At 58.1% G+C, this 21,991-nt stretch carries 20 protein-coding genes; 11 read left to right on the plus strand and 9 right to left on the minus strand.

Annotated features, from left to right (window positions below; translation table 11 throughout):
- The first annotated feature begins 1,178 nt into the window (after nucleotides 1-1,178).
- Nucleotides 1,179-3,152: a beta-galactosidase gene (locus tag ACSQ36_RS39260; protein ID WP_436186273.1), complete on the plus strand. Its 1,974-nt coding sequence runs from the start codon at nucleotides 1,179-1,181 to the stop codon at nucleotides 3,150-3,152.
- Between the two features lie 397 nt (nucleotides 3,153-3,549).
- Here ACSQ36_RS39260 and ACSQ36_RS39265 read toward each other — a convergent pair whose 3' ends face one another.
- Both ACSQ36_RS39265 and ACSQ36_RS39270 read right to left on the minus strand, forming a co-directional pair.
- Complete coding sequence (locus tag ACSQ36_RS39265) at nucleotides 3,550-3,840, minus strand: hypothetical protein (protein ID WP_436186274.1); 291 nt, start codon at nucleotides 3,838-3,840, stop codon at nucleotides 3,550-3,552.
- Between the two features lie 58 nt (nucleotides 3,841-3,898).
- Nucleotides 3,899-4,123: a hypothetical protein gene (locus ACSQ36_RS39270; RefSeq protein WP_436186275.1), complete on the minus strand. Its 225-nt coding sequence runs from the start codon at nucleotides 4,121-4,123 to the stop codon at nucleotides 3,899-3,901.
- A gap of 363 nt (nucleotides 4,124-4,486) precedes the next feature.
- Between ACSQ36_RS39270 and ACSQ36_RS39275 the strand changes: the two genes are divergently transcribed.
- A complete protein-coding gene (locus ACSQ36_RS39275; RefSeq protein WP_436186276.1) occupies nucleotides 4,487-4,912 on the plus strand; it encodes a GFA family protein in 426 nt (141 codons plus the stop codon).
- A 193-nt stretch (nucleotides 4,913-5,105) separates the two neighbouring features.
- On the opposite strand, the gene ACSQ36_RS39280 is transcribed toward ACSQ36_RS39275, so the two are convergent.
- The gene (locus ACSQ36_RS39280) at nucleotides 5,106-6,062 is read right to left on the minus strand and encodes a sulfonate ABC transporter substrate-binding protein (RefSeq protein WP_436186277.1); all 957 of its coding nucleotides are present in this window, start codon (nucleotides 6,060-6,062) and stop codon (nucleotides 5,106-5,108) included.
- A 488-nt stretch (nucleotides 6,063-6,550) separates the two neighbouring features.
- On the opposite strand from ACSQ36_RS39280, the gene ACSQ36_RS39285 reads away from it, so the two are divergent.
- The 5 genes from ACSQ36_RS39285 (at nucleotide 6,551) to ACSQ36_RS39305 (ending at nucleotide 12,500) form a co-directional block, all read left to right on the plus strand.
- Complete coding sequence (locus ACSQ36_RS39285; protein ID WP_436186278.1) at nucleotides 6,551-6,931, plus strand: hypothetical protein; 381 nt, start codon at nucleotides 6,551-6,553, stop codon at nucleotides 6,929-6,931.
- Nucleotides 6,932-7,072: 141 nt separating this feature from the next.
- Nucleotides 7,073-8,146, plus strand: coding sequence for a sulfate ABC transporter substrate-binding protein (locus tag ACSQ36_RS39290; protein WP_436186279.1), 1,074 nt, complete (start codon nucleotides 7,073-7,075; stop codon nucleotides 8,144-8,146).
- A gap of 8 nt (nucleotides 8,147-8,154) precedes the next feature.
- Nucleotides 8,155-9,948, plus strand: a complete 1,794-nt coding sequence (locus tag ACSQ36_RS39295) for a SulP family inorganic anion transporter (protein ID WP_436186280.1) — start codon at nucleotides 8,155-8,157, stop codon at nucleotides 9,946-9,948.
- Nucleotides 9,949-10,200: 252 nt separating this feature from the next.
- Complete coding sequence (locus tag ACSQ36_RS39300; RefSeq protein ID WP_213762784.1) at nucleotides 10,201-10,770, plus strand: phasin family protein; 570 nt, start codon at nucleotides 10,201-10,203, stop codon at nucleotides 10,768-10,770.
- Nucleotides 10,771-11,369: 599 nt separating this feature from the next.
- Complete coding sequence (locus ACSQ36_RS39305) at nucleotides 11,370-12,500, plus strand: IS110 family transposase (protein WP_436180774.1); 1,131 nt, start codon at nucleotides 11,370-11,372, stop codon at nucleotides 12,498-12,500.
- Between the two features lie 513 nt (nucleotides 12,501-13,013).
- On the opposite strand, the gene ACSQ36_RS39310 is transcribed toward ACSQ36_RS39305, so the two are convergent.
- The 6 genes from ACSQ36_RS39310 to ACSQ36_RS39335 all read right to left on the minus strand — a co-directional run bounded on the left by ACSQ36_RS39310 (nucleotide 13,014) and on the right by ACSQ36_RS39335 (nucleotide 18,524).
- Nucleotides 13,014-13,763: an amino acid ABC transporter ATP-binding protein gene (locus ACSQ36_RS39310; RefSeq protein ID WP_436186484.1), complete on the minus strand. Its 750-nt coding sequence runs from the start codon at nucleotides 13,761-13,763 to the stop codon at nucleotides 13,014-13,016.
- Nucleotides 13,763-14,440, minus strand: coding sequence for an amino acid ABC transporter permease (locus ACSQ36_RS39315; protein WP_213762783.1), 678 nt, complete (start codon nucleotides 14,438-14,440; stop codon nucleotides 13,763-13,765). Before ACSQ36_RS39315 ends, ACSQ36_RS39310 begins: the two co-directional genes overlap by 1 nt.
- 45 nt (nucleotides 14,441-14,485) lie before the next feature.
- Nucleotides 14,486-15,265, minus strand: coding sequence for an amino acid ABC transporter substrate-binding protein (locus ACSQ36_RS39320; protein WP_436186281.1), 780 nt, complete (start codon nucleotides 15,263-15,265; stop codon nucleotides 14,486-14,488).
- Between the two features lie 160 nt (nucleotides 15,266-15,425).
- Entirely contained in the window at nucleotides 15,426-16,373 is a 948-nt protein-coding gene (locus tag ACSQ36_RS39325; protein ID WP_436186282.1) for a D-isomer specific 2-hydroxyacid dehydrogenase family protein, read from the minus strand.
- A gap of 203 nt (nucleotides 16,374-16,576) precedes the next feature.
- A complete protein-coding gene (gene groL / locus ACSQ36_RS39330; protein ID WP_213762780.1) occupies nucleotides 16,577-18,217 on the minus strand; it encodes a chaperonin GroEL in 1,641 nt (546 codons plus the stop codon).
- A 13-nt stretch (nucleotides 18,218-18,230) separates the two neighbouring features.
- Nucleotides 18,231-18,524 (minus strand): co-chaperone GroES, encoded by a 294-nt coding sequence (locus ACSQ36_RS39335; protein ID WP_213762779.1) that lies wholly within the window; start codon nucleotides 18,522-18,524, stop codon nucleotides 18,231-18,233.
- Nucleotides 18,525-18,885: 361 nt separating this feature from the next.
- Here ACSQ36_RS39335 and ACSQ36_RS39340 point away from each other — a divergent pair, with 361 nt between their 5' ends.
- From ACSQ36_RS39340 to ACSQ36_RS39355, 4 genes are all read left to right on the plus strand, one after another.
- Entirely contained in the window at nucleotides 18,886-19,704 is an 819-nt protein-coding gene (locus tag ACSQ36_RS39340) for an ABC transporter substrate-binding protein (RefSeq protein WP_213762778.1), read from the plus strand.
- 94 nt (nucleotides 19,705-19,798) lie between these two features.
- Nucleotides 19,799-20,524, plus strand: a complete 726-nt coding sequence (locus tag ACSQ36_RS39345) for an amino acid ABC transporter permease (RefSeq protein WP_436186283.1) — start codon at nucleotides 19,799-19,801, stop codon at nucleotides 20,522-20,524.
- Entirely contained in the window at nucleotides 20,521-21,258 is a 738-nt protein-coding gene (locus ACSQ36_RS39350) for an amino acid ABC transporter permease (RefSeq protein WP_436186284.1), read from the plus strand. The genes ACSQ36_RS39345 and ACSQ36_RS39350 overlap by 4 nt, the downstream gene beginning before the upstream one ends.
- A gap of 250 nt (nucleotides 21,259-21,508) precedes the next feature.
- Nucleotides 21,509-21,985 carry a rhodanese-like domain-containing protein gene (locus tag ACSQ36_RS39355; RefSeq protein WP_436186285.1) on the plus strand — a complete coding sequence of 159 codons (477 nt, stop codon included), beginning with the start codon at nucleotides 21,509-21,511 and terminating at the stop codon, nucleotides 21,983-21,985.
- Nucleotides 21,986-21,991: the final 6 nt, after the last annotated feature.

Here is a 21,991-nt window from a genome sequence, read left to right on the forward strand (position 1 = left end):
TTACGGAATTGGTTCGGCGGCGCTTGGTGGTCGATTGTTGGTTAGTGGTTGGGGTCTATGCCGGGGTGGTCGGTTCTGGGGTTCGCGGTCGGGGTCAGTGCTGGGTTGGTGCTTTCGGCGTTAGTGGTCTGCAAGAGTTGGATTTTCTCTTTATCACTATTAGCCACTGTGCGTGGCGGCACGTCATTTCTTTGTCCAAAGCGACAAAGAAACGAAGCAAAGAAAGCGCTTTCAAACACGCTACCCTAAGTGTCCACAGCGTGCAGTTTTCATTCATAGGTGCCCCAAAAGCACGGTGCTCGCCAGAGCCACGGATGTGTGAACCCCTCCTTCTCGCGAATCCTGACACGAACACGCTTCGCCCCGTACGTTCTCGGGCAAGCACAAGTTGCCAAGGAACCGGTACGGCCTCACGCGTTCTGCATGCTTCGTTTTTTGTTGGGTTGGCTGCTTGATCGATTCCCTTATTTCGTGGGTCACAGCTTGATCCGCAACAGCTCGACGTGACGTGTATTTATTGCCTCAGTCTTTGGTGAGTTGGCTACGCGGCCTACACCGCTATTTTCGTCGGTTACGGCCTTACGCATTGTTGGGGCCTTGTTACTTGGCGGGTTGGCTACGAGGTTCGGCGTGCAGACAAATTTGGAGGGCGGTCGTCCGCGGATAGCGCGGGGTGCCCCTTGGGCAGGTTCAATCACTGGTGGCGAAGCGTGTGGGTATCGGTGTTCGGAGAAGGAGGGTTTCACACATCCGTGGCTCTGGCGAGCACCGTGCTTTTGGGGCACCTATGAATAGAAACTGCACGCTGTGGACACTTAGGGTAGCGTGGTTGAAAGCGTTTTCTTTGCTTCGTTTCTTTGTCGCTTTGGACAAAGAAATGACGTGCCGCCACGCACAGTGGCTAATAGTGATAAAGAGAAAATCCGACTCTCGCAGACCACTAACACTGAAAGCAGCAACCCGGCATAGACCCCGACCACTAACCCCAGAACCTAGCAACCCGGCATAGACCCCGACCGCTAACCCCAGAACCGACCACCCCGGCATCAACCCCGACCACTAACCCCAGAACCGACCACCCCGCCCACCCCAACATAACCCCCAACCACCAACACCGCCCCTCCAACTCAAGTGCGAACGAAAACCAATTTCTCATCAACCTCTTAACGAGACCTTCCATGCAACTTGGTGTGTGTTATTACCCGGAACAATGGCCCCGTTCAATGTGGGCCGACGATGCAACGCGTATGGCCGAACTCGGCATCACGCATGTGCGGATTGCGGAATTCGCATGGAGCCGGATGGAGCCGCGCGCCGGAGAATTCGTCTGGGCGTGGCTCGACGAAGCCATCGAGACTCTAGCGGCTGCAGGGCTGAAACTCGTGCTGGGTACACCGACCGCATCACCGCCCAAGTGGCTGATCGACGCGCATCCAGAGGTGTTGCCAGTGCGTGCGGATGGCGTGCGCTGGAACTTCGGCTCGCGTCGTCACTACGATATTTCCAGCGAGATCTATCGGCGTGAGTGCGTGCGTTTTGTCACCGCGATGGCCGAGCGCTATGGGCGGCATCCATCCGTCATCGCCTGGCAGACCGATAACGAACTCGGATGCCACGACACCGTACCCAGCTATTCCCCCGCCGCACTGAAGCGCTTTCACGCGTGGTTGAAGCTTCGCTACGAGAGCGTGAATGCGCTCAACGAAGCGTGGGGCAATGTGTTCTGGAGCATGGAGTATCCGTCGTTCGACGCAATCGGTTTGCCGAACCTGACGCCGACCGATGCCAATCCAATCCATCTGCTCGACTTCCGTCGCTTCATGTCCGACGAGGTAGCGAGTTTTCATCGCGAGCAGATCGAGGTGCTGCGGCAGCACGCTCCCAATGCCGATTTGCTGCATAACTTCATGGGCTTTTTCACGACATTCGATCATTACCGTTTCGCTGAAGATAACGCGATCGACGTGGCCGCATGGGACAGTTATCCGATCGCACGCACTGAGTCGATCGCACTGCCCGAAGAGCAGAAAGCGCGTTACGCGCGGACCGCGCATCCCGATGTCTCCGCGTTCGATCACGACCGTTATCGCGCGATAGGCAGTGGACGGTTCTGGGTGATGGAGCAGCAGGCGGGACCGGTGAACTGGGCGTCGTGGAATCCGGTGCCGGCCAAAGGTATGGTCAGGCTGTGGGCTTATGAGGCGTTCGCGCACGGCGCGGAACTGGTCTCGTATTTCCGCTGGCGCCAGTGTCCGTTTGCGCAGGAACAGATGCATTCTGGACTCAACCTGCCGAATAACGAACTGTCGCCGGGCGGTCTCGAAGTGCAGCAGGCGGCCCGCGAGATTGCGGCATCGGCGGCACTGTCGGAACTTGGCGCACCGATGCGTGCGAGCACCGCGATTGTGTTCAACTATGAGACGCAATGGATGTTCGAGATTCAGCGTCACGGCAAAACTTTCGACTACCAGATGTTGGTGTTCGACTACTACGAGGCGCTGCGTGAACTCGGCCTGGACGTCGATATTGTTTCAAGTAAGGCCGATCTATCGCCGTACCAGTTGGTGGTCGTTCCAAGCATTGCCGTAATCGACGATACGCTCGTCGGACAGATAGAGAAGAGTTCTGCGCAATGGGTATTCGGTCCGAGGAGCGGTTCGAAGACAGCTGAATTCGCGATTCCTTCCGGCTTGCCACCAGGCGCGTTGCAAAAAGTATTGCCGATGCAGGTGCTGGAAGTCGAGACGCTGCGCCCGACGCTCACGCCCGCGCTTTCTTTCGGTGACTCACAAGGTGTTGCAACGCATTGGCGCGAGCATGTCCGCGCCAATGGCGACACGCGTGTCGATGCGCAGTTCGACGACACATGGCCGGCCGTGCTGAGTCACGGAAGGGTCCGATATGTGGCGGCGTGGCTGTCGCATGAATTGCATCGCGCGGTGCTGGAGCGGGCGGCGAAAGAGGCCGGCATTGAGACTCAACTATTGGCCGACGGCTTGCGCGTTCGTCGCCGAGGCGATCTGACTTTCGCGTTCAACTTCGGCGAACAGCAAGTGCAAGCTCCCGCATCGCTCAATGCGACGTTTGTGCTCGGGCAGCGGCAGCTCGCAACCGGCGATGTCTGCGCGTGGAAGGATGCGCAGACCAACTAAGCTGGCGATCGACATGACGTCGCTGAACGCGTTCCGAAAGGGTCAGCGCAACGACGTCCGCAGGCCGTCGCGGGCGCAACAAATACGCGTCGCGAATCGCGAACTCGTTGAGCAGGTCCCGGCGGGTTGGCCGCCGCTTCGAGCGTGACGCGGATCGCTGCATAGACTTCAAGCGGCTCGTCGTCCTTCGACCGGGTATCCGGGATCGGTATAGCCGGTGTCGACGCGTGCCCCGGTGCGACGAGACTATCGACAAGCTTTTCGTCCTCGGGGCTGAGTGCAACTTCAGTGCTTCGCCGTAGCTGTCCCATTGCGCTTCGGGTAAGCGCATGCGCCCGATTCCGTGTCGGATGGAGATGGGCGAACCGGCCTGAGCGGGGGGACCTGCCGACTCGGTTTATTCCGCATCCAGCCAGGAATCGAGACCCACGCGGAACGCGACGGCCGCAATCACCGGAACGGTCAGCATCATGACTATGCCGAAGTTCTCGATCATGTCGCCGTACATGATCGGTTTGTACAGGACAACGCCCGAGACAATAACGAAGGAGACAAAACCGACTAGCACCATCAGGCTGCTGCGGAGCGCATTCGACGGTTGCCAGCGCCGCCGCTTTCGCGGGGCGGCGCTGATCCGCTCCGGGTTCGACGGAGTATCGGGTTCAGATTTCTGTTTATTTTCTGGCATGGCGCAGCGAGGTGAGGGGCGGCCGAATGCGCAAAAAGACGCGTTGCATTCGGGATTTTCAATTGAAACCTGTCATGGCGGCAGATAATACCAATCGTAAGAAAGCGATGAGCTTGCCGACACGGAATGATTGTGTCACAGGCAGCGTGCCATGAGCAGAACGCCTCGGGCTCGTGCTGGCAGAACGCGATTGTTTACTATCGACCGGCGCTTTCATTCTCCATTGAAACACCGGCTTCTCTCCGATCCCGATTACTCGCAGCGTCAGCTCAACGTTCTTCATGTTGCGCGCCTTGGCCGGATCTTTCGCACCGGCACGGCCGTGCGCTGCCCGGTGACGGCGAACAGTTGCCGGTGGGGCCCTCCGTACGCCGGATCGCCTGCAGGCGTGGATGCTCTCTTGTTGAGCCCTTTCGTCGGCCTTCCAGTCGTTGTTGGAACGTAAGCCAAACGCGGTGACCACTGCGTAGCATGTCCAACGCGGAGGCCATGACAACAGGCGTGCGCTGCAGCGGGCCGGATGAGCGAGCTCTCGATAAACATCGCGGAAAAGGCACTAAAATGACTGCCGGCGCTAACATTTTCCAGTGTGAGCGAAAGTTGATGCGATCCAGCCAATCAGAACTTTGATATTCAGTTCGTCAGCATGAATTCTTTCATAGAGACAAACGTGAATTCGTTGCTTGCAGGCAGATGCCTTTGCGGCGCAGTCCACTATGCAGTGAAGGACGAGTTCGTCTATGCGTTGAACTGCCACTGTTCGAACTGCAGGCGCGCAACCGGTTCAGCGTTCAAGTCATTCGCGGGGATCGAGCGTAACAAGTTAGGCATAACGCAAGGGCACGCCGACCTGTTGATTTTCGGTGACGAGAACGCGGCTCACGATGTTCATTGCAAGATCTGCGGAAGCCTTATGTTTTCGGTGGTTCGTGAGGGCGAGTTCGTTCACGTCACTTTAGGAACGCTCAGCGACACTCCGGCTATTCGCCCAAGCGCACACATTTTTGTGGGGTCCAAGGCGCCGTGGTATTCCATAACCGACCAATTACCGCAGTACGATGAATTCGGCTAATACGGCGTACGGTGCGGGTTCATGCGGCGCGAGTGCACGCTCTTCAAGTCGATGATTGAAGCCGTTCAGTGCGATTACCCGGGAGCCGCTTCATGGCCATGATCGATTGCGCGATGCATTGGAGGCACCGGGCTTAGAGTTACGTGAGTTACGTTGAAGGCTTTGGCGTGCGTCCTGTATGCCGCGCGCCGGCCTAAGCCAGAACCGCTTCCTTCGTAACAATCTTGCGGGGAATCAGCTTCAGTTCGTAGAAGGTATCGGCGATCCGTTGTTGTTCGGCAAGCACATTGTCATCTATCGGTTTGTACACGTGAGCATAGTGGCGCAAGCCTGACTCTATGATCGCGGCGTCGAGGCCCTGAATGGGCGCAAGCTGAGCCGCGGCGGCGGGGAAATTCTGCTTCACCCATTGTCCTTCCTTGCCCAGTTCTTCGAGAGCGATTGCAATCACATCCTTGCGCTTTTGTGCGAACTCGCGCTGACTTAAAAAGAACTGGTGATGGCTGGCTACGCCTTGTGCGTCTGCAACGAGACGCGCGTTGCTTTGTCCTTCCACGGCGGCAAGAAATGGATCCCAGATGGCCCAGGCATCAACCGCGTGCTGTTCCAGCGCAGCGCGGGCGTCGGCCGGCGCCAGATAGACAGGCTGGATATCCGGAAAGTCGAGACCGTTCTTGCGCAGCAGCGCAACGATGAACCAGTGGACGTCCGATCCCTTGTTGAACGCGATCTTTTTGCCCTTGAGATCGGCGACGCTTTTGATCGGAGAGTCTTGCACGACGACCACCCCTTCGGCGTGCGGCGTGGGAAGCTCGTACGCGGTATAGACAAAATCCGCGCCCGCAGCCTGGGCAAATACCGGCGGCGCCTCTCCAACATAGCCGAAGTCGATCGCCCCTACATTCAACCCTTCAAGCAATTGCGGACCCGCGGGAAACTCGTTCCAGGACACCTTGACACCAAGCGGCGCGAGTCGTTTCTCGAGCGCGCCATGCGCTTTCAGGAGCACCAGCGTACTGGCCGCCTTTTGGTAACCGATTCTGAACTGGTCTGGCTGGTATGTGGCCCACGAAGGCAGTGCAACGCCTGCCATGGTTGCGCCAAGCGCAGCGATAAAGGTCCTGCGTCCTCGTTGTTTCGAGTTATTCATTGCCAAGCGTCCCGTAGTGGTCGCTCATCGAGGCGGCGCACGGCTAAGGCGAGGAGCGATGTGCGATACGCACGTTGTGCCGTATCGCATGCTTCACACAGACGCAGCAGCGGGATTCGCCGAAATGAGCCAAGTCAGATTTCGCGCAACGATAGAACGCAGCGCCGGCAACCACAACGATGCAATTGAAATATGCATATGGCCCTTTTGATCGCGTTAGTTCCTCGGCCATTCCCGGGCAGCGGCGCTACCGGTTATCGATCCGCGCCACTTTGTGAATTTCAAATGAAATTAAATTATTTCTGCTTTTTGCGCCTTGCTCTCATAGTCTTGGCAGGCAGTGTGCTTTGCCACAATCATCATGAGAATGCCCTGCGCTACCGACCCGGGGTTAATCCGCCAGTGCCCCGCGGCTTTCCGTCTTGCAAGGCGGCATCCCAGGCTGTCGGGCGTTGCTTTGAAGCAAACTTGGTCTGGAGCGCTGTCCGATGTCCCACGTATCGCCGTCTCCCGAGAGCCTGTCGCGGACATCACTTTGGGTGGTTGGCATCGCCATTTTTCTGGTTTGCGTCGAGGCAAGCTGGAAGACTCAATCGACAAGAGAGACCAGTTTTGCCGCTGCACGCCACGTCGTTATTTCGAATGACGCCAGAGCACCTGACTACTCGGTTTATCGGGCTGCCGATGACCGCACTGTTTCCTTCAGTCTCAAGGCCGGGGACGATTGCACCTATATAGACGACGCCGACAGCGTAAGCCAGGATGGCAACACCGGCAGTGTGCTCGTGCCGGTATTTTGTCCGGCTCGCGGGGCTGGATGGACATCGCTGAGCCTCTTGACGCATAGCGAACCCGGACCGGCGCGCTGATGGGGCGCTTGCGTATATCTGCCCAAAATGCCGGTCGATATCCACCATAGCAGTCGTTCTTTGCCTTTGCCGAATGTGCCCTGGCGCCCACGATTTTCCGTTTTGCGTGGCGACGTACTTTCACCGCTTTGAGAGCCACCCATGAAGCGCATCCCCTGGTTGAGCGTTGGCGCGGTAGTGGCCGTCGCGGTTGCGGTCACGCTGATCGGTGTCAAAAATGTCCAGGGCGACGTCGATCGCCAGATACTGAATGTTTCGTACGATCCGACCCGCGAGCTATACGTTCGACTCGATCAGCAGTTCGTCGCCAACTATCAGCGTGAAAATGGCGTTCGCCTGCAGGTGAAACAATCGCATGGAGGCTCTTCGCGGCAAGCGCGTTCTGTCATTGACGGTCAACAAGACGCGGACGTGGTGACGCTAGGTCTGTTTACCGATATAGACGCTCTTCGCAAGCGCGGCCTGATTGCCGATGGTTGGCAAGACCGCCTGCCGCATCATTCCCAGCCCTACTACTCGACCATTGTTTTCGTGGTTCGTCGCGGCAATCCGAGAGGCATTCATGATTGGCCCGATCTGGTGAAACCCGGCGTCGAGGTAATCACACCGGACCCGCGAACGTCAGGCAACGGGAAGCTCAGTGCGCTGGCTGCGTGGGGCGCCATGACGACGCGGGGCGGTTCCGATGCTGCCGCCCAAGCCTATCTCGTGGCCCTGTACCGCCACACCACGCGCCTCGATAGCGGTGCTCGCGGCGCGGCGACGACCTTCGTTGTCGAGAAGGTGGGGGACGTTCAACTGACCTGGGAAAACGAAGCAATACGCGAGCTTGCCGACACGCCGGGCGAACTCGAGATTGTCTATCCGCCGGTCAGCATTCTTGCCGAGCCCTACGTTGCGTGGGTCGACCGGAACGTCGCCCGGCACCACAGCGAGCGCTACGCACGAGCCTATCTCGACTACCTCTTCACTGATTCTGCGCAGGAGATCGTGGCGCAAGCGGGGTATCGGCCCTTCAACGCGGCGATTGCCGGCAAATACGCTAACCGGTTAAGGCCTATCAAGCTTTTCAATGTGACCGACATAGCTAAAAGTTGGGACGACGCCAATCACAAGTTCTTCGATGAGAACGGGATCCTCGATATGGTTATCGGTCCTGCCGGCGCAGCGGCTGACGAAAACGCCGCCGTCGCAATCCAGAAGGGTGGGGCATGAAACTCAGCATGAAACTGATCAGTCAATTCAACTACACAACGCAAAAAGGTCGCCGTGATCTGGTGGCAGGCCTGACAGTTGCCGCTATATCCTTGCCGCAAGGCATGGCGTATGCGCTGATTGCCGGCGTCGATCCGCGCTTTGGCTTGTACTCTGCCGTGGTAGTGACGCTTGTTGCGTCAATCTTCGGATCGTCGTCGCACCTGATCAATGGACCGACCAGCGCCATTTCCCTCGTGGTATTCAGCGCGCTCGCGTTTCTGGATCCGAATGCAAGCGCTGACATCTACGAAGCCATGTTCCTGCTCGGCGTGATGGTCGGCATTATTCAAATAGCGATAGCGGTGTTCCGTCTAGGCGACCTCACGCGGTACATTTCCGAATCCGTGATCCTGGGTTTCATGGCGGGCGCGGCCGTGCTTCTGGCAGTCGGGCAGATCGGCAATGCGCTTGGCGTGCGTGAGAAAGGGTCTGGCCATCAGCACGTGCTTTACCGGTTGTGGCTGACCGTTGTTCACGGCGATCCGGTCAACCTTAAAGCCCTCGCGATCAGTGCTGTCACGGTCGCTCTTGCACTCTCGCTGCGCCAAGCCGTGCGTCGCTACAAGCTGCCCCAATTCGATATGTTCCTGGTGCTGCTTGTGATGAGCCTTTCTGCTTATGCCCTGGGATGGTCGACGCCAGGGGCAGGAGGCAAGACGGCGATTTCGGTGATCGGCGCGTTGAAGGCCAGCCTGCCCGAGCCGCATATCCCTGAGATCAAGTGGTCCTGGCTTGGGCAGCTCTCGTCGTCGGCGGTTGCAATCGCGTTCCTTGGCTTACTCGAGGCGCTCTCGATTGCCAAATCGATTGCGCATCGGAGCGGTCAGCCGCTGGACTATAACCGCCAGTGCATGGCTGAAGGACTCGCCAACCTGGTGGGCGGCTTTTTCCGGTGTTTGCCGGGCTCGGGTTCCCTTTCGCGTTCTGCCATCAATTACCAGGCGGGTGCAGCCACGCGCTTCTCGGGCGTGATTACGGCGGTGATCGTCGCTGCGGCAGTGCTGCTTCTGGCTCCGTTGACACGCTACATTCCCAAGGCGTCGCTTGCGGGTCTTTTGCTTGTTACGGCATTCCGGCTGATTGACTTCGAACGGATCCGCTATGCACTTCGGGCGTCTCGTTACGACGCGGGGCTTGTGTTGATTACGGCATTGTCGGCGCTTGTGATTGGCGTCGAGTTCGCCATTCTCGTTGGTGTAGCTGTGTCCATTGTGCTGTTCGTGCCGCGCGCGGCCAAATTGAAAGCGACTGAATTGTTCGTTAGTCCGGAGCGGGTGGTACGAGAACGATTGCCGGGCGACCCGGAATGTACGTCCGTCGCGGTGTACGACCTTGAGGGCGAGTTGTTCTTCGGCGCTGCACTGGAGCTGGATCGTCATTTTGAAACGATCAATGCGCAAGTCGAGGCTCGCGGGATCCATCACGTCGTCCTGCGGCTCAAGCGGGTGCGTAATCCAGACGTGGTGTGTATAGAAAAGCTAGAGCATTTTCTGCGCGAAAGTCAAAACAACGGCCGGATTATTTTGCTTGCGGGACTGCGCCCTGAGCTGTTGGCAGCGCTCGTCAACCTGAAGTTCTCCGAATGGTATCCGCCGGAGCGTTTCTTCCCTGAAGAGGACGAGCGCTATTCGGCGACGCTGCGTGCGGTACGTTACGCATACAGCCTGATTGTCGATGCGAATACGTGTGCCCACTGCGCGCAGCACGGCGTCGAGCAGACTCCCGTACAAGAGGATGATCGCCTGTATTACCTGGTCTGAATCGTATCGGAGATGAGATATCTCTCCCACCTAAAGGCGGCACGACCTGGCGCTGTACGATCGTCATGGGTCTTAGCCGTCGCACTGCTTGAGTCAGGGTCGCTCGCCATATTTGCTATCACGAATATGTCATTTGACATCCTTACTCGTGGCACGAAGAATGGGCTTCATGTTGCGACGCACCACGCTCGCATCATGTTTTCGAATTAGCCGCCAGTGCCCGTCAGTGTCTGTCTACCCAGGAGCATAGAGATGACCCAGTTTTCTCCGGAACAGTTCGCCGTAGTGCAAAAAAGCCATGTCGACACATTCTTCAGCCTGACAAACAAGGTGTTCGAAGGCGTCGAAAAGCTGACCCTCCTGAACTTGCAGGCCGCGAAGTCAATATTTGCGGAAACGCAGGAAACCGCGCAGAAGACGCTGTCCGGGAAAGACCCGCAGGATTTGCTCAAGCTTCAAAACGGCCTGACCCAGCCGGCCACCGAAAAGGCCCAGGCATATAGCCGTCACGTGTATGAGATTCTGACGGGCACTCAGGCTGAATTCCTCAAGGTCGCCGAAGCGCAGCTTGCCGAATACAGCCAGAGCGCGCAGACCTTTATCGACGATCTTACAAAGAACGCGCCGGCCGGCTCGGAAACTGCCGTGGCCTTGCTGAAGTCGACGATCACCGCTGCCAATACCACGTACGACACGGTCCACAAGGCAACGAAGCAGGCCGTCGAAATTGCCGAAAGCAGTTTCGACGCAGCGACGACAGCCGCGTCGAAGGCCGCGAAGGACACAGCCGCGCCCGCGTCGCGAGCCGCCAAGGCCGCCTGACGCAGCAACGCACGGCGTATTGTGCCGTGCTGTACCGACCGGACGTTCGTGCCGGTCGGTTGCGAAGGGCTGACTGATTGCCATGCTCGTCGCTGTCGGCTGTTTCCGGTGAAGCCTGAACGGCCCAAATCCATAAGAATCCCTGCACGTTCTCAGTCGCAACCAGACGACCGCAATATGCGGCATATGTCGCGCTATTGATTGGCCACAAGGTCCGAGGCGCGTACGCATTGGAGGGATGTCGTCCGCGGATAGCGCGGGGTGCCCCTTGGGCAGGTTCAATCACTGGTGGCGAAGCGTGTGGGTATCGGTGTTCGGAGAAGGAGGGGTTCACACATCGGTGGCTCTGGCGAGCACCGTGCTTTTGGGGCACCTATGAATCAAAACTGCACGCTGTGGACACTTAGGGTAGCGTGGTTGAAAGCGTTTTCTTTGCTTCGTTTCTTTGTCGCTTTGGACAAAGTTAGTATGACTTCCGTGAGCAGTAAGGGCTGGCCCCCGTGGCAGAGCTAAAACACGCGGGTTAGCATAGTGCCAGAGCCGTAACAGTGAGGGCGAACCCGTCACTCATAGGTTTTGTTTCCAACCCGGAGGCCAGCATGCAAAACGATATCACGTTATTTGTCGGACTGGATGTTCACAAAGACTCGATTACAGTTGCCTACGCGCTGGGCAGCGGCGAAGTCGAAGTGCTCGGCAAGATCGGCACGCGCTCTCGCGATATTGATCAGTTATGCAAAAAGCTTCAATCCAAGGCTCGCCACGTAAAAATCGTTTATGAAGCCGGTCCTCTGGGCTATGACCTGCAGCGCCGCCTCGCTGCCAAAGGCTTCGAGTGCATGGTGTGCGCCCCCTCGCTGATCCCGCGCAAAGCCGGCGATCGCGTGAAGACCGACCGCCGCGACGCGCTCAAGCTCGTGCGCTCACTGCGCGCGGGCGACCTCAGCGCCGTGCATGTGCCCACCGTCGAAGACGAAGCATTTCGCGATCTTGCGCGTGTCTGGGCCAGTACGCGCGATGCCCTCAAACGCGCCCGCCAAGCGTTAAAATCGTTCCTGCTCGCCCACGCCGTGCGATACGCGGGCACGGCGAACTGGGGACCGGCGCATCGACGCTGGATCAGCAAGTTCTCGTTCGGCAACGCATGGCAGGACCTCGCCTTCACCGAGTTGCGCCGCGCGATCGAAGACCGGTTTGCGCAGTGCGAGCGGCTTGAGTCGGCCTTGCGCGAAGCGGTGCCGCAGTGGCGCTTTTATCCCGCCGTGCTCGCCCTGCAAACCATGCGCGGCATCAAGTTCACCACCGCCGTTGGCTTGCTCTCGGAGATCGTCGATGTGACGCGCTTTGCCCATCCTCGGCAGTTGATGGCGTGGCTGGGCATAACGCCTTCAGAATACTCGTCGGGGGGCAGCCGGCGCCAGGGCAGCATCACCAAGACGGGCAATTCGCTTGCGCGAAAGTTGCTGATCGAGGCCGCCTGGAGTTATCGGCATACGGCCCGGGTGAGTCCCGAGATTCAGCAGCGTCATGAGGGCGTGCCCAAGGTGATTATCGATCGCGCCTGGGACGCGCAGTTGCGTCTGTGTGGGCGCTTTAGAAGAATGGTGGCGAAGGGCAAACTCAAAAACGTGGCGGTCGTCGCGATCGCTCGCGAACTCGCCGGGTTTATCTGGGACATCGCCCGTCTGGGCATGGAGCAGGCGATCAACAACTCCAGAGCGGCTGTCTAAACCAGCAAAAAACAGTTTTGCAATCATCGAAAAGGCAGTTTCCTGAAGGCGGCGTAGCCCGGCATCAGAGTTACCCGCGGCATTTCTTTGCAACGGCTTATCAACGGTTCACGCCGACTTGCGCACAAAGTTAGCGGCAGGCTCACGAGACGGATCACTGTAATGCGGTAACCAACCCGCGAATATCAGATTGATTCACCGTCGAGTGTTACTGCTACGCCGCCCTCAGGAAATTGTAGGAAGAGAAAAGATGACCACAGCTAAAAACACCTGTTGACACGGAAAGTCATATCAGAAATGACGTGCCGCCACGCACAGTGGCTAACAGTGATAAAGAGAAAATCCGACTCTCGCAGACCACTAACGCGGAAAGCAACAACCCGGCATTAACCCCGACCGCTAACCCCAGAACCGACCACCCCGACACCCCTAGCATCCCCCGCACCAGATACAACCACGACCACGACGCAACCAAAGAACCTCCACCACGACTCACAGCGGGCGTCCCCGCAATCACATTTGCCGATTGAGAACCGAAACGAAACTCGCAGTTTCCGGCTTCTTCGGCCGATTGAAGATGTCATCTGCCAAGCCCGATTCGATCACGCTGCCAGCGCTGAGAAAAACAACCTCGCGAGCAATCGACGCGGCCAGACGTAAATCATGCGTAGCAAACAGCATCGTCATTCCTTCTTTCGCGAGTTGGCTCAACACGTCGATCACTTCGGCCGCGAGTCCTGGATCGAGCGCAGAGGTCGGTTCATCGCATAGAAGAATATCCGGCGAGGGTGCCAGCGCTCGTGCAATTGCTACCCGCTGCTGTTGCCCACCGGAGAGCGTGGCAGGCCAGGCATCGGCCTTCTGCGAAATTCCTACCTTCTCCAGCAGCGCGCCTGCTCGTGCCCGCGCGCGCTCCTTGTCCCATCGCTGCACGGTGACCAGACCCTCCATCACGTTCTGTATCACCGTCCGGTGCGGGAACAACTGAAAGCTCTGGAACACCATTCCGGTCTTGCGACGTATTCTGAGGACCGAATCGCGAGACGGTTTCTCCGAACTGCTGAATTCGATTCGTTCGTCACCCAGCGTGAGGGATCCGGCTTCGGGAACTTCAAGCAGGTTCACGCAACGCAGGAGCGTACTCTTGCCGCTGCCCGATTGACCGATCAGCGCCGTGACCGTACCCTGCGCGAGCGTGAGATCGACCGACTTGAGCACTTGATGCGTGCCGAAAGATTTCTGGATTTTATCGAGGGCAATCATCATTGACCCCTCTTGAAGAGTGCATGTTGGCCAAGTCTTCTTTCGAGTTGAACCTGGGCCGAGGACAACACGGAACTAAACACCAGATAGATCAGTGCCGCTTCCGTATACAAGATAAGCGGTTCATAAGTTACCGAAGCAATCCGTTGAGCCGCCTGGAAGATCTCGGGTACGGTGAGCACTGCGGCAAGCGACGTGTCCTTGATAAGCGCAATGAACGAGTTCGCCAACGCGGGCAGGGCGACGCGTGCAGCCTGCGGCAAGATTGTCCGCCGCAGTGCCTGCGAGCGCGTCATGCCCATGGAATACGCGGCTTCCCATTGTCCGTTGGGAATCGATTCGACTACGCCCCGGATCACTTCCGAGTTGTAGGCGCCCACGTTTAACGAGAAGCCGATAATTGCCGCGGTGAGCGGGTCCAGCACGATGCCGACGTTAGGCAGGCCGTAGAAAATCACGAAGAGTTGCACCAGCAGCGGTGAGCCCCGGATCAGCCATACGTAAAACTGTGCAATCTTGACAGCCCAACGCGGTCCGAACAGTCGCACGAGCGCGACCGCAAATGCCAGTGTCAAGCCGAGTGCAAACGACGCGATGGTGAGCGGCACCGTGAACACGAGTCCTGCATACAGGAGTGGCCAGAGCGACTCAACCATCAAGTGGAGCCAGGCTGGCATATTTCGGACCTCTAAAAATGGGTATGGGAAATGCTGACCGCGAGGCTACTTCGATACGTCCTTGCCGAAGTATTTCTCCGAGATTTGCTTATAGGTACCGTCTGCTTTAATCTCGGAAAGCGCTTTGTCAATGGCGGCCAGAAGCTGCGGATTACCCTTCTGGATGATGACCCCCGAATACTCGCTGTCAGCCGAATTATCGATTGCTGCGATCTTCACTTTCGCGTCCGGCTTATGCTTCTTGAAGTCGAGGAAGGAGAGACTGTCGTTCACTGTCGCATCAACGCGGCCGGACGTCAGTAGATCAATTGATTCGTTGAAGCCCTGCACACCGACCACGTCTGCGCCGTGATCCTTGGCGATCTTGCCGAAGTTGCTGGTCAGGGTATTGGCTGACTTCTTGCCCTTCAGATCATCGAAGGTTTTGATTGTCGTGTTATCCGAGCGCACGATCAACGCTGCATGGGATGCAATATAGGGCTGCGAGAAATCGTACTTGGCCTTGCGGGCGTCGGTGATTGCAACCTCGTTGATGACGGCGTCGTAGCGGTTTGCATCGAGCCCGGCAATCAGACCGTCCCACTTGCCTTCAACAAATTCCGGTTTAACGCCTATGCGCTTTGCAATGGCCTGGCCGATTTCTACATCGAAGCCTGTCAACTGGCCCGATGCATCATGGTAGGTGAAGGGGGCGTAAGTGCCTTCGGTGCCGATCTTGATGACACCGGCGCTCTTGATGCTTGCCAGATCGTCGGCTGCGAAGGCAGTCGAGATAGCAGTCAACTGAACGATGCCGGCAAGCAGCAAGATTTGGAAAATTTTCATGATGGGTGACTCCTCAGGGGTTTATTAATTGCTATTTCGGGTTCAATGAGCGAAGCCGAAAGCCTTCGGCGGGACTGTAACAAGGGGTGTTTGGTTCCACAAAGCATATTGACGTCGAAGGTTATGCCTGGATCGAATAAAGGCGGCATGGATCGTTTGTCTAGTAGCCCCGATGGATATCGACAAGATCTTCCAGCGACGCACCGTGAGTAAAGGCGCTGAAATTGCGCGCGAACTTGCGGGCCAGCTCGGCAGCATTGTGTGGGCCGATCGCTGACGTGTGTGGCGACAGGTGAATGCGCGGATGTGTATAGAACGGATGCCCAGCCGGCAGCGGCTCAGGCTCGGTCACGTCGAGCGATGCTGCATCAATACGACCGTCGGCAAGGGCCTCAAGCAACGCCTCGTTGTCGATCAGCGAACCGCGCGCGACATTGATGACGTGCAGTCCCGGCTTCGCCCGTGCAAGTAACTCCCGATTGACGATATGGCGGGTTGCTGCCGTAGCCGGCGCCGCGAGTACGAGATGGTCGGCTTCTTGCACGAGTGCGCCGATATCGGGAACAAGCGTGACGCCCGGCAGGTCCGGCGCGGTAGAACTTTGACGCCGTACCGCAATGACCCGGGCGCCGAGCGCAAGCGCTTTCTGCGCAAGAGCCTGACCGATCGAACCAAAGCCGAATATGCCAACCGTGCTGCCTTGCACCGTTGCGAGTGGCGTCAACGCCCATTGCCGGGCGTCGTGAATCCAGATATCCGGCAGGTGTTTCGCGTGGGCAAAGATCGCCGCCAACGCGAATTCGGCAATCGCTGTTGAAGAGGTGCCGCGTGCGGTGGTAACTGACAGACCCTCGAAGAACCAGCGCGGATAAAAGTCGATCCCCGATGAACCGAGTTGCACCCAGCGCAGCCCGAATGGCCACCCGGCGGGGGCATGCTCCGGCGCCCGTGCGCCCCGTATGATGATCGGCGCGGCGATCAGGATCGACGTTTCATCGGGCAGTTCGGCCGGCACCCCTCGCGGTATACCTACTACCCGAACATCAGGCAGTAGTGCCCGCACTGCATCATTGAACGGTTCGGCGAGCTGGCTGGCTATTGTGACCATGGGTTTTCAGAACGGGAAGTGACGGCACACTCGCGCATGGAGAGTGGGAGGATTGATAAGGACTACATGAAGAGAAGATTGGGGAAGCGGAGAACCGGGCAAAGCGCTGTGTAGTGAATCTGGAAGGCACGTCGGAGCGTCTGAACCTGTAAGCGCCGACGTGCTTATCAATGGAAAAGCAATGGAAAAGCGATGCGAAAGCCTCAGAAATCGAAGCCTGGTCCGCCCGCGCCCGGTCCGCCCCCAGGCACAGCAGGGGCCGCATTTTTCGGCGCTTCGGTTACCGTTGCATCGGTCGTGAGCAGCAAGCCCGCAATCGATGCCGCGTTTTGCAGCGCAGTGCGCGTGACCTTGGTCGGATCGAGCACGCCCGATTCGACCAGATCGCCGTATTCACCGGTCTGCGCGTTGTAGCCAAAGTTGCCCGTACCCTCGGCGACCCTTGCGACGACCACGCTTGCTTCCTCGCCCGCATTCGTGACGATCTGGCGCAATGGTTCTTCCAATGCGCGCAGCACGATCTTCACGCCGGCATCCTGGTCCGCGTTGGCGCCCTTCAGGCCGCTGATTGCCTGCTTGACGCGGATCAATGCGACGCCGCCACCCGGCACAATGCCTTCCTCGACTGCCGCACGCGTCGCGTGCAGCGCGTCGTCAACACGGTCCTTCTTCTCCTTGACCTCGATCTCGGTTGCACCGCCCACCTTGATCACCGCCACGCCGCCGGCCAGTTTCGCGACACGCTCCTGCAGCTTTTCGCGATCGTAGTCGGAACTCGCCTCTTCGATCTGCACGCGGATCTGCTTGACGCGCGCCTGGATATTCTTCGTGTCTCCGGCGCCGTCGATCACGATAGTGTTTTCCTTGCCCACTTCAATGCGCTTGGCCTGGCCTAGTTCTGCCAACGTCGCTTTTTCCAGCGTGAGGCCGGTTTCTTCCGCGATCACTTGGCCGCCGGTCAGGATGGCGATGTCTTCGAGCAGTGCCTTGCGACGATCGCCAAAGCCCGGCGCCTTAACCGCCACCGTTTTAAGAATGCCACGGATGTTGTTGACCACGAGCGTCGCAAGAGCCTCGCCCTCGACATCCTCAGCGATGATCAGCAACGGCCGTCCCGCCTTCGCGACCAGTTCCAGCACCGGCAGAAGATCGCGAATATTCGAGACCTTCTTGTCGTGCAGCAGAACAAACGGATCGTCGAGAACAGCGACCTGTTTATCCTGATCGTTGATGAAATAGGGCGACAGGTAGCCGCGATCGAATTGCAGTCCTTCAACCACATCGAGTTCATCGTCGAGCGACTTGCCGTCCTCGACCGTGATCACGCCTTCCTTGCCGACACGATCGATCGCCTCGGCGATTCGCTGGCCGATCGATTCCTCGCCGTTCGCCGAGATGGTCGCGACCTGGGCGATTTCCTTGCTGGTCGTGGTGGGCTTGCTGATCTTTTTCAGTTCTTCGACAGCGGCAATCACGGCCTTGTCGATGCCGCGCTTCAGGTCCAGCGGATTGAGACCCGCCGCCACGTATTTCAGCCCTTCGCGCACGATCGCCTGTGCCAGCACGGTAGCAGTCGTGGTGCCGTCGCCGGCGTCGTCGCTGGTGCGCGAGGCGACTTCCTTCACCAGTTGCGCGCCGATATTTTGCAGCTTGTCGGCCAGCTCGATTTCCTTCGCGACCGACACGCCGTCTTTCGTCACGACCGGTGAGCCGAAGCTGCGTTCCAGCACTACATTACGGCCTTTGGGCCCAAGCGTTACCTTCACTGCATTGGCGAGGATGTTGACGCCTTCGACCAGCTTCGATCGTGCGTTGTCGCTAAAGACAATTTCTTTGGCTGCCATTTCTGAAGCTCCGTTATTGTTGGGTGACCACGGCGACAATGTCTTCTTCGCGCAGCACGAGCAGTTCGTTGCCGTCGACCTTGACCTGCTGGCCTGAGTATTTTCCGAAGAGCACGCGCTCGCCGACTTTCAGGTCAGGCTCGATGCGCTTGCCATCGCTATCACGCTTACCGGGGCCGACGGCAATGACTTCGCCCTGGTCCGGTTTTTCGGCGGCACTTTCGGGAATCACGATACCCGATGCGGTTTTTGTTTCCTGGTCAAGGCGCTTGATGATCACGCGGTCGTGGAGCGGACGTAGGCTCATGGTTGGATTTCCGTTATGGTGAATGAGTAGCACTCTTCACAGGCGGGTGCTAACGGGAATCGAGTATAGGAATCTGTCGTGGCGCGATCCAATAACGAATACATGAAACGTTATCGGCGTTTAGCATTTGGCCGCCGCGCTTCGTGAGCACACGTCACGCCTGTCACGCGCACGTCTTGACCGTCGGCACGGCTTGTGACGGCTTGTGACGCTCTCAAGCTGTCCCTGTATTGATTATTCCGTCTGACGCTTAGCACAACACGAATCGATGGTTCGTTACGGCCGGGTTCGCTGCTACATTTCCGGCTGTGATGCACGCGTGCGTGCTCGCTCTATCTATAACTGCGCAGACCAACACATAATGAAAATCAAACTTTTCACCGCAGCTTTCATGGGGTCGCTGCTGATCATGTCGAGCCTGGCGCATGCTGATCGCCTTGACGATATCAAGAAGGCCGGCGTACTTCGCGTGGCGACTTTTGACAGCAATCCGCCTTTCGGCTTCGTCGATCCGAAGACCAACAAGATAGTCGGACTTGACGTGGACTACGCGAAAGCGGTTGCTGACAAACTCGGCGTCAAGCTTGAAATCCAGCCGACCAATCCGGCTAACCGCATTGCATTTCTGACATCGAAGAAAGTGGATCTGGTTTTCGCGAACTTCACTATCACCGACGAACGCAAGAAGGAAGTCGACTTCAGCACGCCGTACTTCGCGTCGGGTACGCAGTTCATCGCGAAGAAGGGCACGCTGAAGTCGCCGGATCAACTGAACGACCTGCGCATTGGCGCGGATAAAGGCACGACCAACGAGCAACAGGTTCGCGCGCAGTTTCCGCGGGCAACGATCGTAGCCTATGACGACACACCTTTTGCATTCGCCGCATTGCGAACGGGTAACGTCCAGGCAATCACGCAGGATGGCCCGAAACTCGTCGGCTTGCTCGCCAACGTGCCGGACCGCGACAAGTACGAGATCCCGGCTTTCACCATATCAAACGACTATGAGGGCGTGGGTGTCCCGAAGGGCGAGCCGCGGCTGCTGAGTTTCGTCAATGACACGCTGACGGGGCTCGAAGCAAACGGCACCGCGAGCCACATCTACGACCAGTGGTTCGGGCCGAAAAGCCGTGCGCCGTTGCCGCGTTTGTTCAAGATCGGCGACCCGCAGAAGAGCTGATCGCTGCGTGTTCAGCCAAGCCCGGTTCGACCGTTCACGGTCGAACCGGGCTTGGCATTTCAATTTTCCATTCGTGTTTAGCTGAATGATTCCAATGAACGGATGGCTTGCCCCGAAGTACCTGATCTGGCTGCTCCAGGGCTTCGGTATGACGCTGGGATTGTCGGTCTCGGTGATGGTCACGGCGACGTTATGTGGCTGTCTGCTTGCCCTTGCGCGCACTTCGCGCGCGGCGCCCATGCGTCGTGCCGCCGCGCTCTATGTATTGGTGTTTCGCAACTCACCGCTGATCGTGCAATTGCTGTTCTGGTATTTCGGCGTGGCGACGCTTTTGCCCGAAGCGACAATGACCTGGTTGAACACGCAGCATGCGGTGGATCTCGGCGTGTTCAAGTTGCATTGGCCATCGTTTGAATTCGTGGCCGGCTGGATTGGGTTGACCTGTTATTCGACCACCTTCATTGGCGAGGAATTCCGCTCGGGATTATCGGGTGTTCCAGTGGGGCAGCACAACGCGGCAGCCGCCCTTGGACTCACGCCGCTAGCCGCATTTGTTCACGTGATCTTGCCGCAAGCGGTGCGGATCGCGACGCCGCCGTTGTTCGGTCAGTACATGAATATCGTCAAGAACTCGTCGTTGACCATGGCGATCGGATTGGCGGAACTCTCGTATTCGTCGCGTCAGGTGGATACCGAAACCTTCAAGACGTTTCAGGCGTTTGGCATGGCAACTTTGCTGTACATACTGACCATCGCGATGCTGGAAGTTGCACTCGTGGTAGTCCAGCGCAGCGGTTCGCGAGCGACGGTGCGCCGATGAACGACGCCTTTTCCGCCATCCTGTCCAATCTGCCATATTTGCTCGTCGGCACGTTTCCCGATGGTCCATTGGGCGGCGCCGCGCTGACGCTGGTGATGGCCTCGATCTCCGCCGTGTCGTCCGCCATCCTCGGGCTGGCAGGAGGCATCGGGCTTGCCATGACGCGTGGGGTGATCCACCTGATCCTGCTCGCGGGCATCGGGTTCTTTCGCGCCATACCCGTACTGATGCTGATTTTCTGGACCTTCTTCCTGCTGCCGGTTGTGCTGCATATCAACGTGCCGGGTTTGGCGACGGTCGTGGCTGCGCTATCGCTGATCGGCGGCGCCTACCTGTCGCATTCGGTTCATGCGGGTATCGAAGCAGTGGGGCGCGGGCAGCGCCAAGCGGCGCTGTCGCTGGGGCTGACGCGGTGGCAAGCGATGCGTCACGTACTGCTGCCGCAGGCCATCCGCATCATGGCGCCGTCGTTCATTAACCAATGGGTGTCGCTGGTCAAGGATACGTCGCTGGCTTACATCGTCGGCGTGCCGGAACTCGCGTTTCTCGCCAACCAGGTCAATAGCCGGCTCATGATTTATCCGGTGCAGATCTTCCTGTTCGTGGGACTTGTCTATCTGATTCTGTGCACATCGCTCGATGCGTTGGCGACTCGCCTGCTGCTGGGACGCGCGCCGAGTGCTGAGCTGCGCGTGACGGCGCCCCCGGCGGCTGTCGTCCCGTCTCCGGATTGAGGCAAACCCTTGGCCTTCGCTCCGGCCTCGTTTTCTTTCAATAATTACGCGGAAGTTGCATGTGCTGGAACGATCATTTTTCCTCCAATGATTACCGATGTGGCGAAGCCTTCTTTAGAAATACGTTTTTATTGGTTCTGCTTCTGAGCGGCCTCTTTCATAGTGTCAATTGATGGCTATAGACGGTTGCATTTCCTATGACAACCCTTTGGCCTCGATGAGTTTTCAAGTGACAGTACAAGGAGACGTCATGGCAGTTGAATTGGAAGAAGGCGTAATTCAGGAATCTCATGCGGCATTGGATGCGGCGCGGGCCGCAGCGGCAGCAAACCAGTTACCTTACGCGGGAGGCGTTTCACCTCGCGACGCGTTTGCGCTGCTCGAGTCGGGCTCGGCGGTGCTTGTGGATGTCAGAACGGCCGAAGAGCGCAAGTTCGTGGGTTACGTGCCTGGCAGTATCCACGTGGCCTGGGCGACAGGCACATCGCTTACCCGCAACCCGCGCTTTGTCCGGGAGCTGGAAGCCAAGACCGGAAAGGACGCAGTCGTGTTGCTGCTCTGCCGCAGCGGCAATCGTTCAGCGCTTGCCGCGGAAGCTGCGACGAAAGCAGGCTTTACTCAAGTGTTCAATGTCCTTGAAGGTTTCGAAGGGCGGCTGGATTCGCAACAGCGGCGAGGCGTGGAGGATGGCTGGCGCTTTCAGGGTTTGCCGTGGATTCAGGATTGATCAACC

Source organism: Caballeronia sp. LjRoot34, from assembly GCF_964253815.1.
Classification (GTDB): Bacteria; Pseudomonadota; Gammaproteobacteria; order Burkholderiales; family Burkholderiaceae; genus Caballeronia.

Bases quoted from the DNA above. Each gene is read 5' to 3' on its own strand.
- ACSQ36_RS39285 (WP_436186278.1), top strand. From the start codon at position 6,551: ATGTCCCACGTATCGCCGTCTCCCGAGAGCCTGTCGCGGACATCACTT.
- ACSQ36_RS39355 (WP_436186285.1), top strand. From the start codon at position 21,509: ATGGCAGTTGAATTGGAAGAAGGCGTAATTCAGGAATCTCATGCGGCA.
- ACSQ36_RS39280 (WP_436186277.1), bottom strand. From the start codon at position 6,062: ATGAATAACTCGAAACAACGAGGACGCAGGACCTTTATCGCTGCGCTT.
- ACSQ36_RS39320 (WP_436186281.1), bottom strand. From the start codon at position 15,265: ATGAAAATTTTCCAAATCTTGCTGCTTGCCGGCATCGTTCAGTTGACT.
- ACSQ36_RS39305 (WP_436180774.1), top strand. From the start codon at position 11,370: ATGCAAAACGATATCACGTTATTTGTCGGACTGGATGTTCACAAAGAC.
- ACSQ36_RS39295 (WP_436186280.1), top strand. From the start codon at position 8,155: ATGAAACTGATCAGTCAATTCAACTACACAACGCAAAAAGGTCGCCGT.
- ACSQ36_RS39300 (WP_213762784.1), top strand. From the start codon at position 10,201: ATGACCCAGTTTTCTCCGGAACAGTTCGCCGTAGTGCAAAAAAGCCAT.
- ACSQ36_RS39270 (WP_436186275.1), bottom strand. From the start codon at position 4,123: ATGAAGAACGTTGAGCTGACGCTGCGAGTAATCGGGATCGGAGAGAAG.
- ACSQ36_RS39275 (WP_436186276.1), top strand. From the start codon at position 4,487: ATGAATTCTTTCATAGAGACAAACGTGAATTCGTTGCTTGCAGGCAGA.
- ACSQ36_RS39345 (WP_436186283.1), top strand. From the start codon at position 19,799: ATGAACGGATGGCTTGCCCCGAAGTACCTGATCTGGCTGCTCCAGGGC.
- groL (WP_213762780.1), bottom strand. From the start codon at position 18,217: ATGGCAGCCAAAGAAATTGTCTTTAGCGACAACGCACGATCGAAGCTG.
- ACSQ36_RS39325 (WP_436186282.1), bottom strand. From the start codon at position 16,373: ATGGTCACAATAGCCAGCCAGCTCGCCGAACCGTTCAATGATGCAGTG.
- ACSQ36_RS39350 (WP_436186284.1), top strand. From the start codon at position 20,521: ATGAACGACGCCTTTTCCGCCATCCTGTCCAATCTGCCATATTTGCTC.
- ACSQ36_RS39260 (WP_436186273.1), top strand. From the start codon at position 1,179: ATGCAACTTGGTGTGTGTTATTACCCGGAACAATGGCCCCGTTCAATG.
- ACSQ36_RS39340 (WP_213762778.1), top strand. From the start codon at position 18,886: ATGAAAATCAAACTTTTCACCGCAGCTTTCATGGGGTCGCTGCTGATC.
- ACSQ36_RS39310 (WP_436186484.1), bottom strand. From the start codon at position 13,763: ATGATTGCCCTCGATAAAATCCAGAAATCTTTCGGCACGCATCAAGTG.
- ACSQ36_RS39315 (WP_213762783.1), bottom strand. From the start codon at position 14,440: ATGCCAGCCTGGCTCCACTTGATGGTTGAGTCGCTCTGGCCACTCCTG.
- ACSQ36_RS39265 (WP_436186274.1), bottom strand. From the start codon at position 3,840: ATGCCAGAAAATAAACAGAAATCTGAACCCGATACTCCGTCGAACCCG.
- ACSQ36_RS39335 (WP_213762779.1), bottom strand. From the start codon at position 18,524: ATGAGCCTACGTCCGCTCCACGACCGCGTGATCATCAAGCGCCTTGAC.
- ACSQ36_RS39290 (WP_436186279.1), top strand. From the start codon at position 7,073: ATGAAGCGCATCCCCTGGTTGAGCGTTGGCGCGGTAGTGGCCGTCGCG.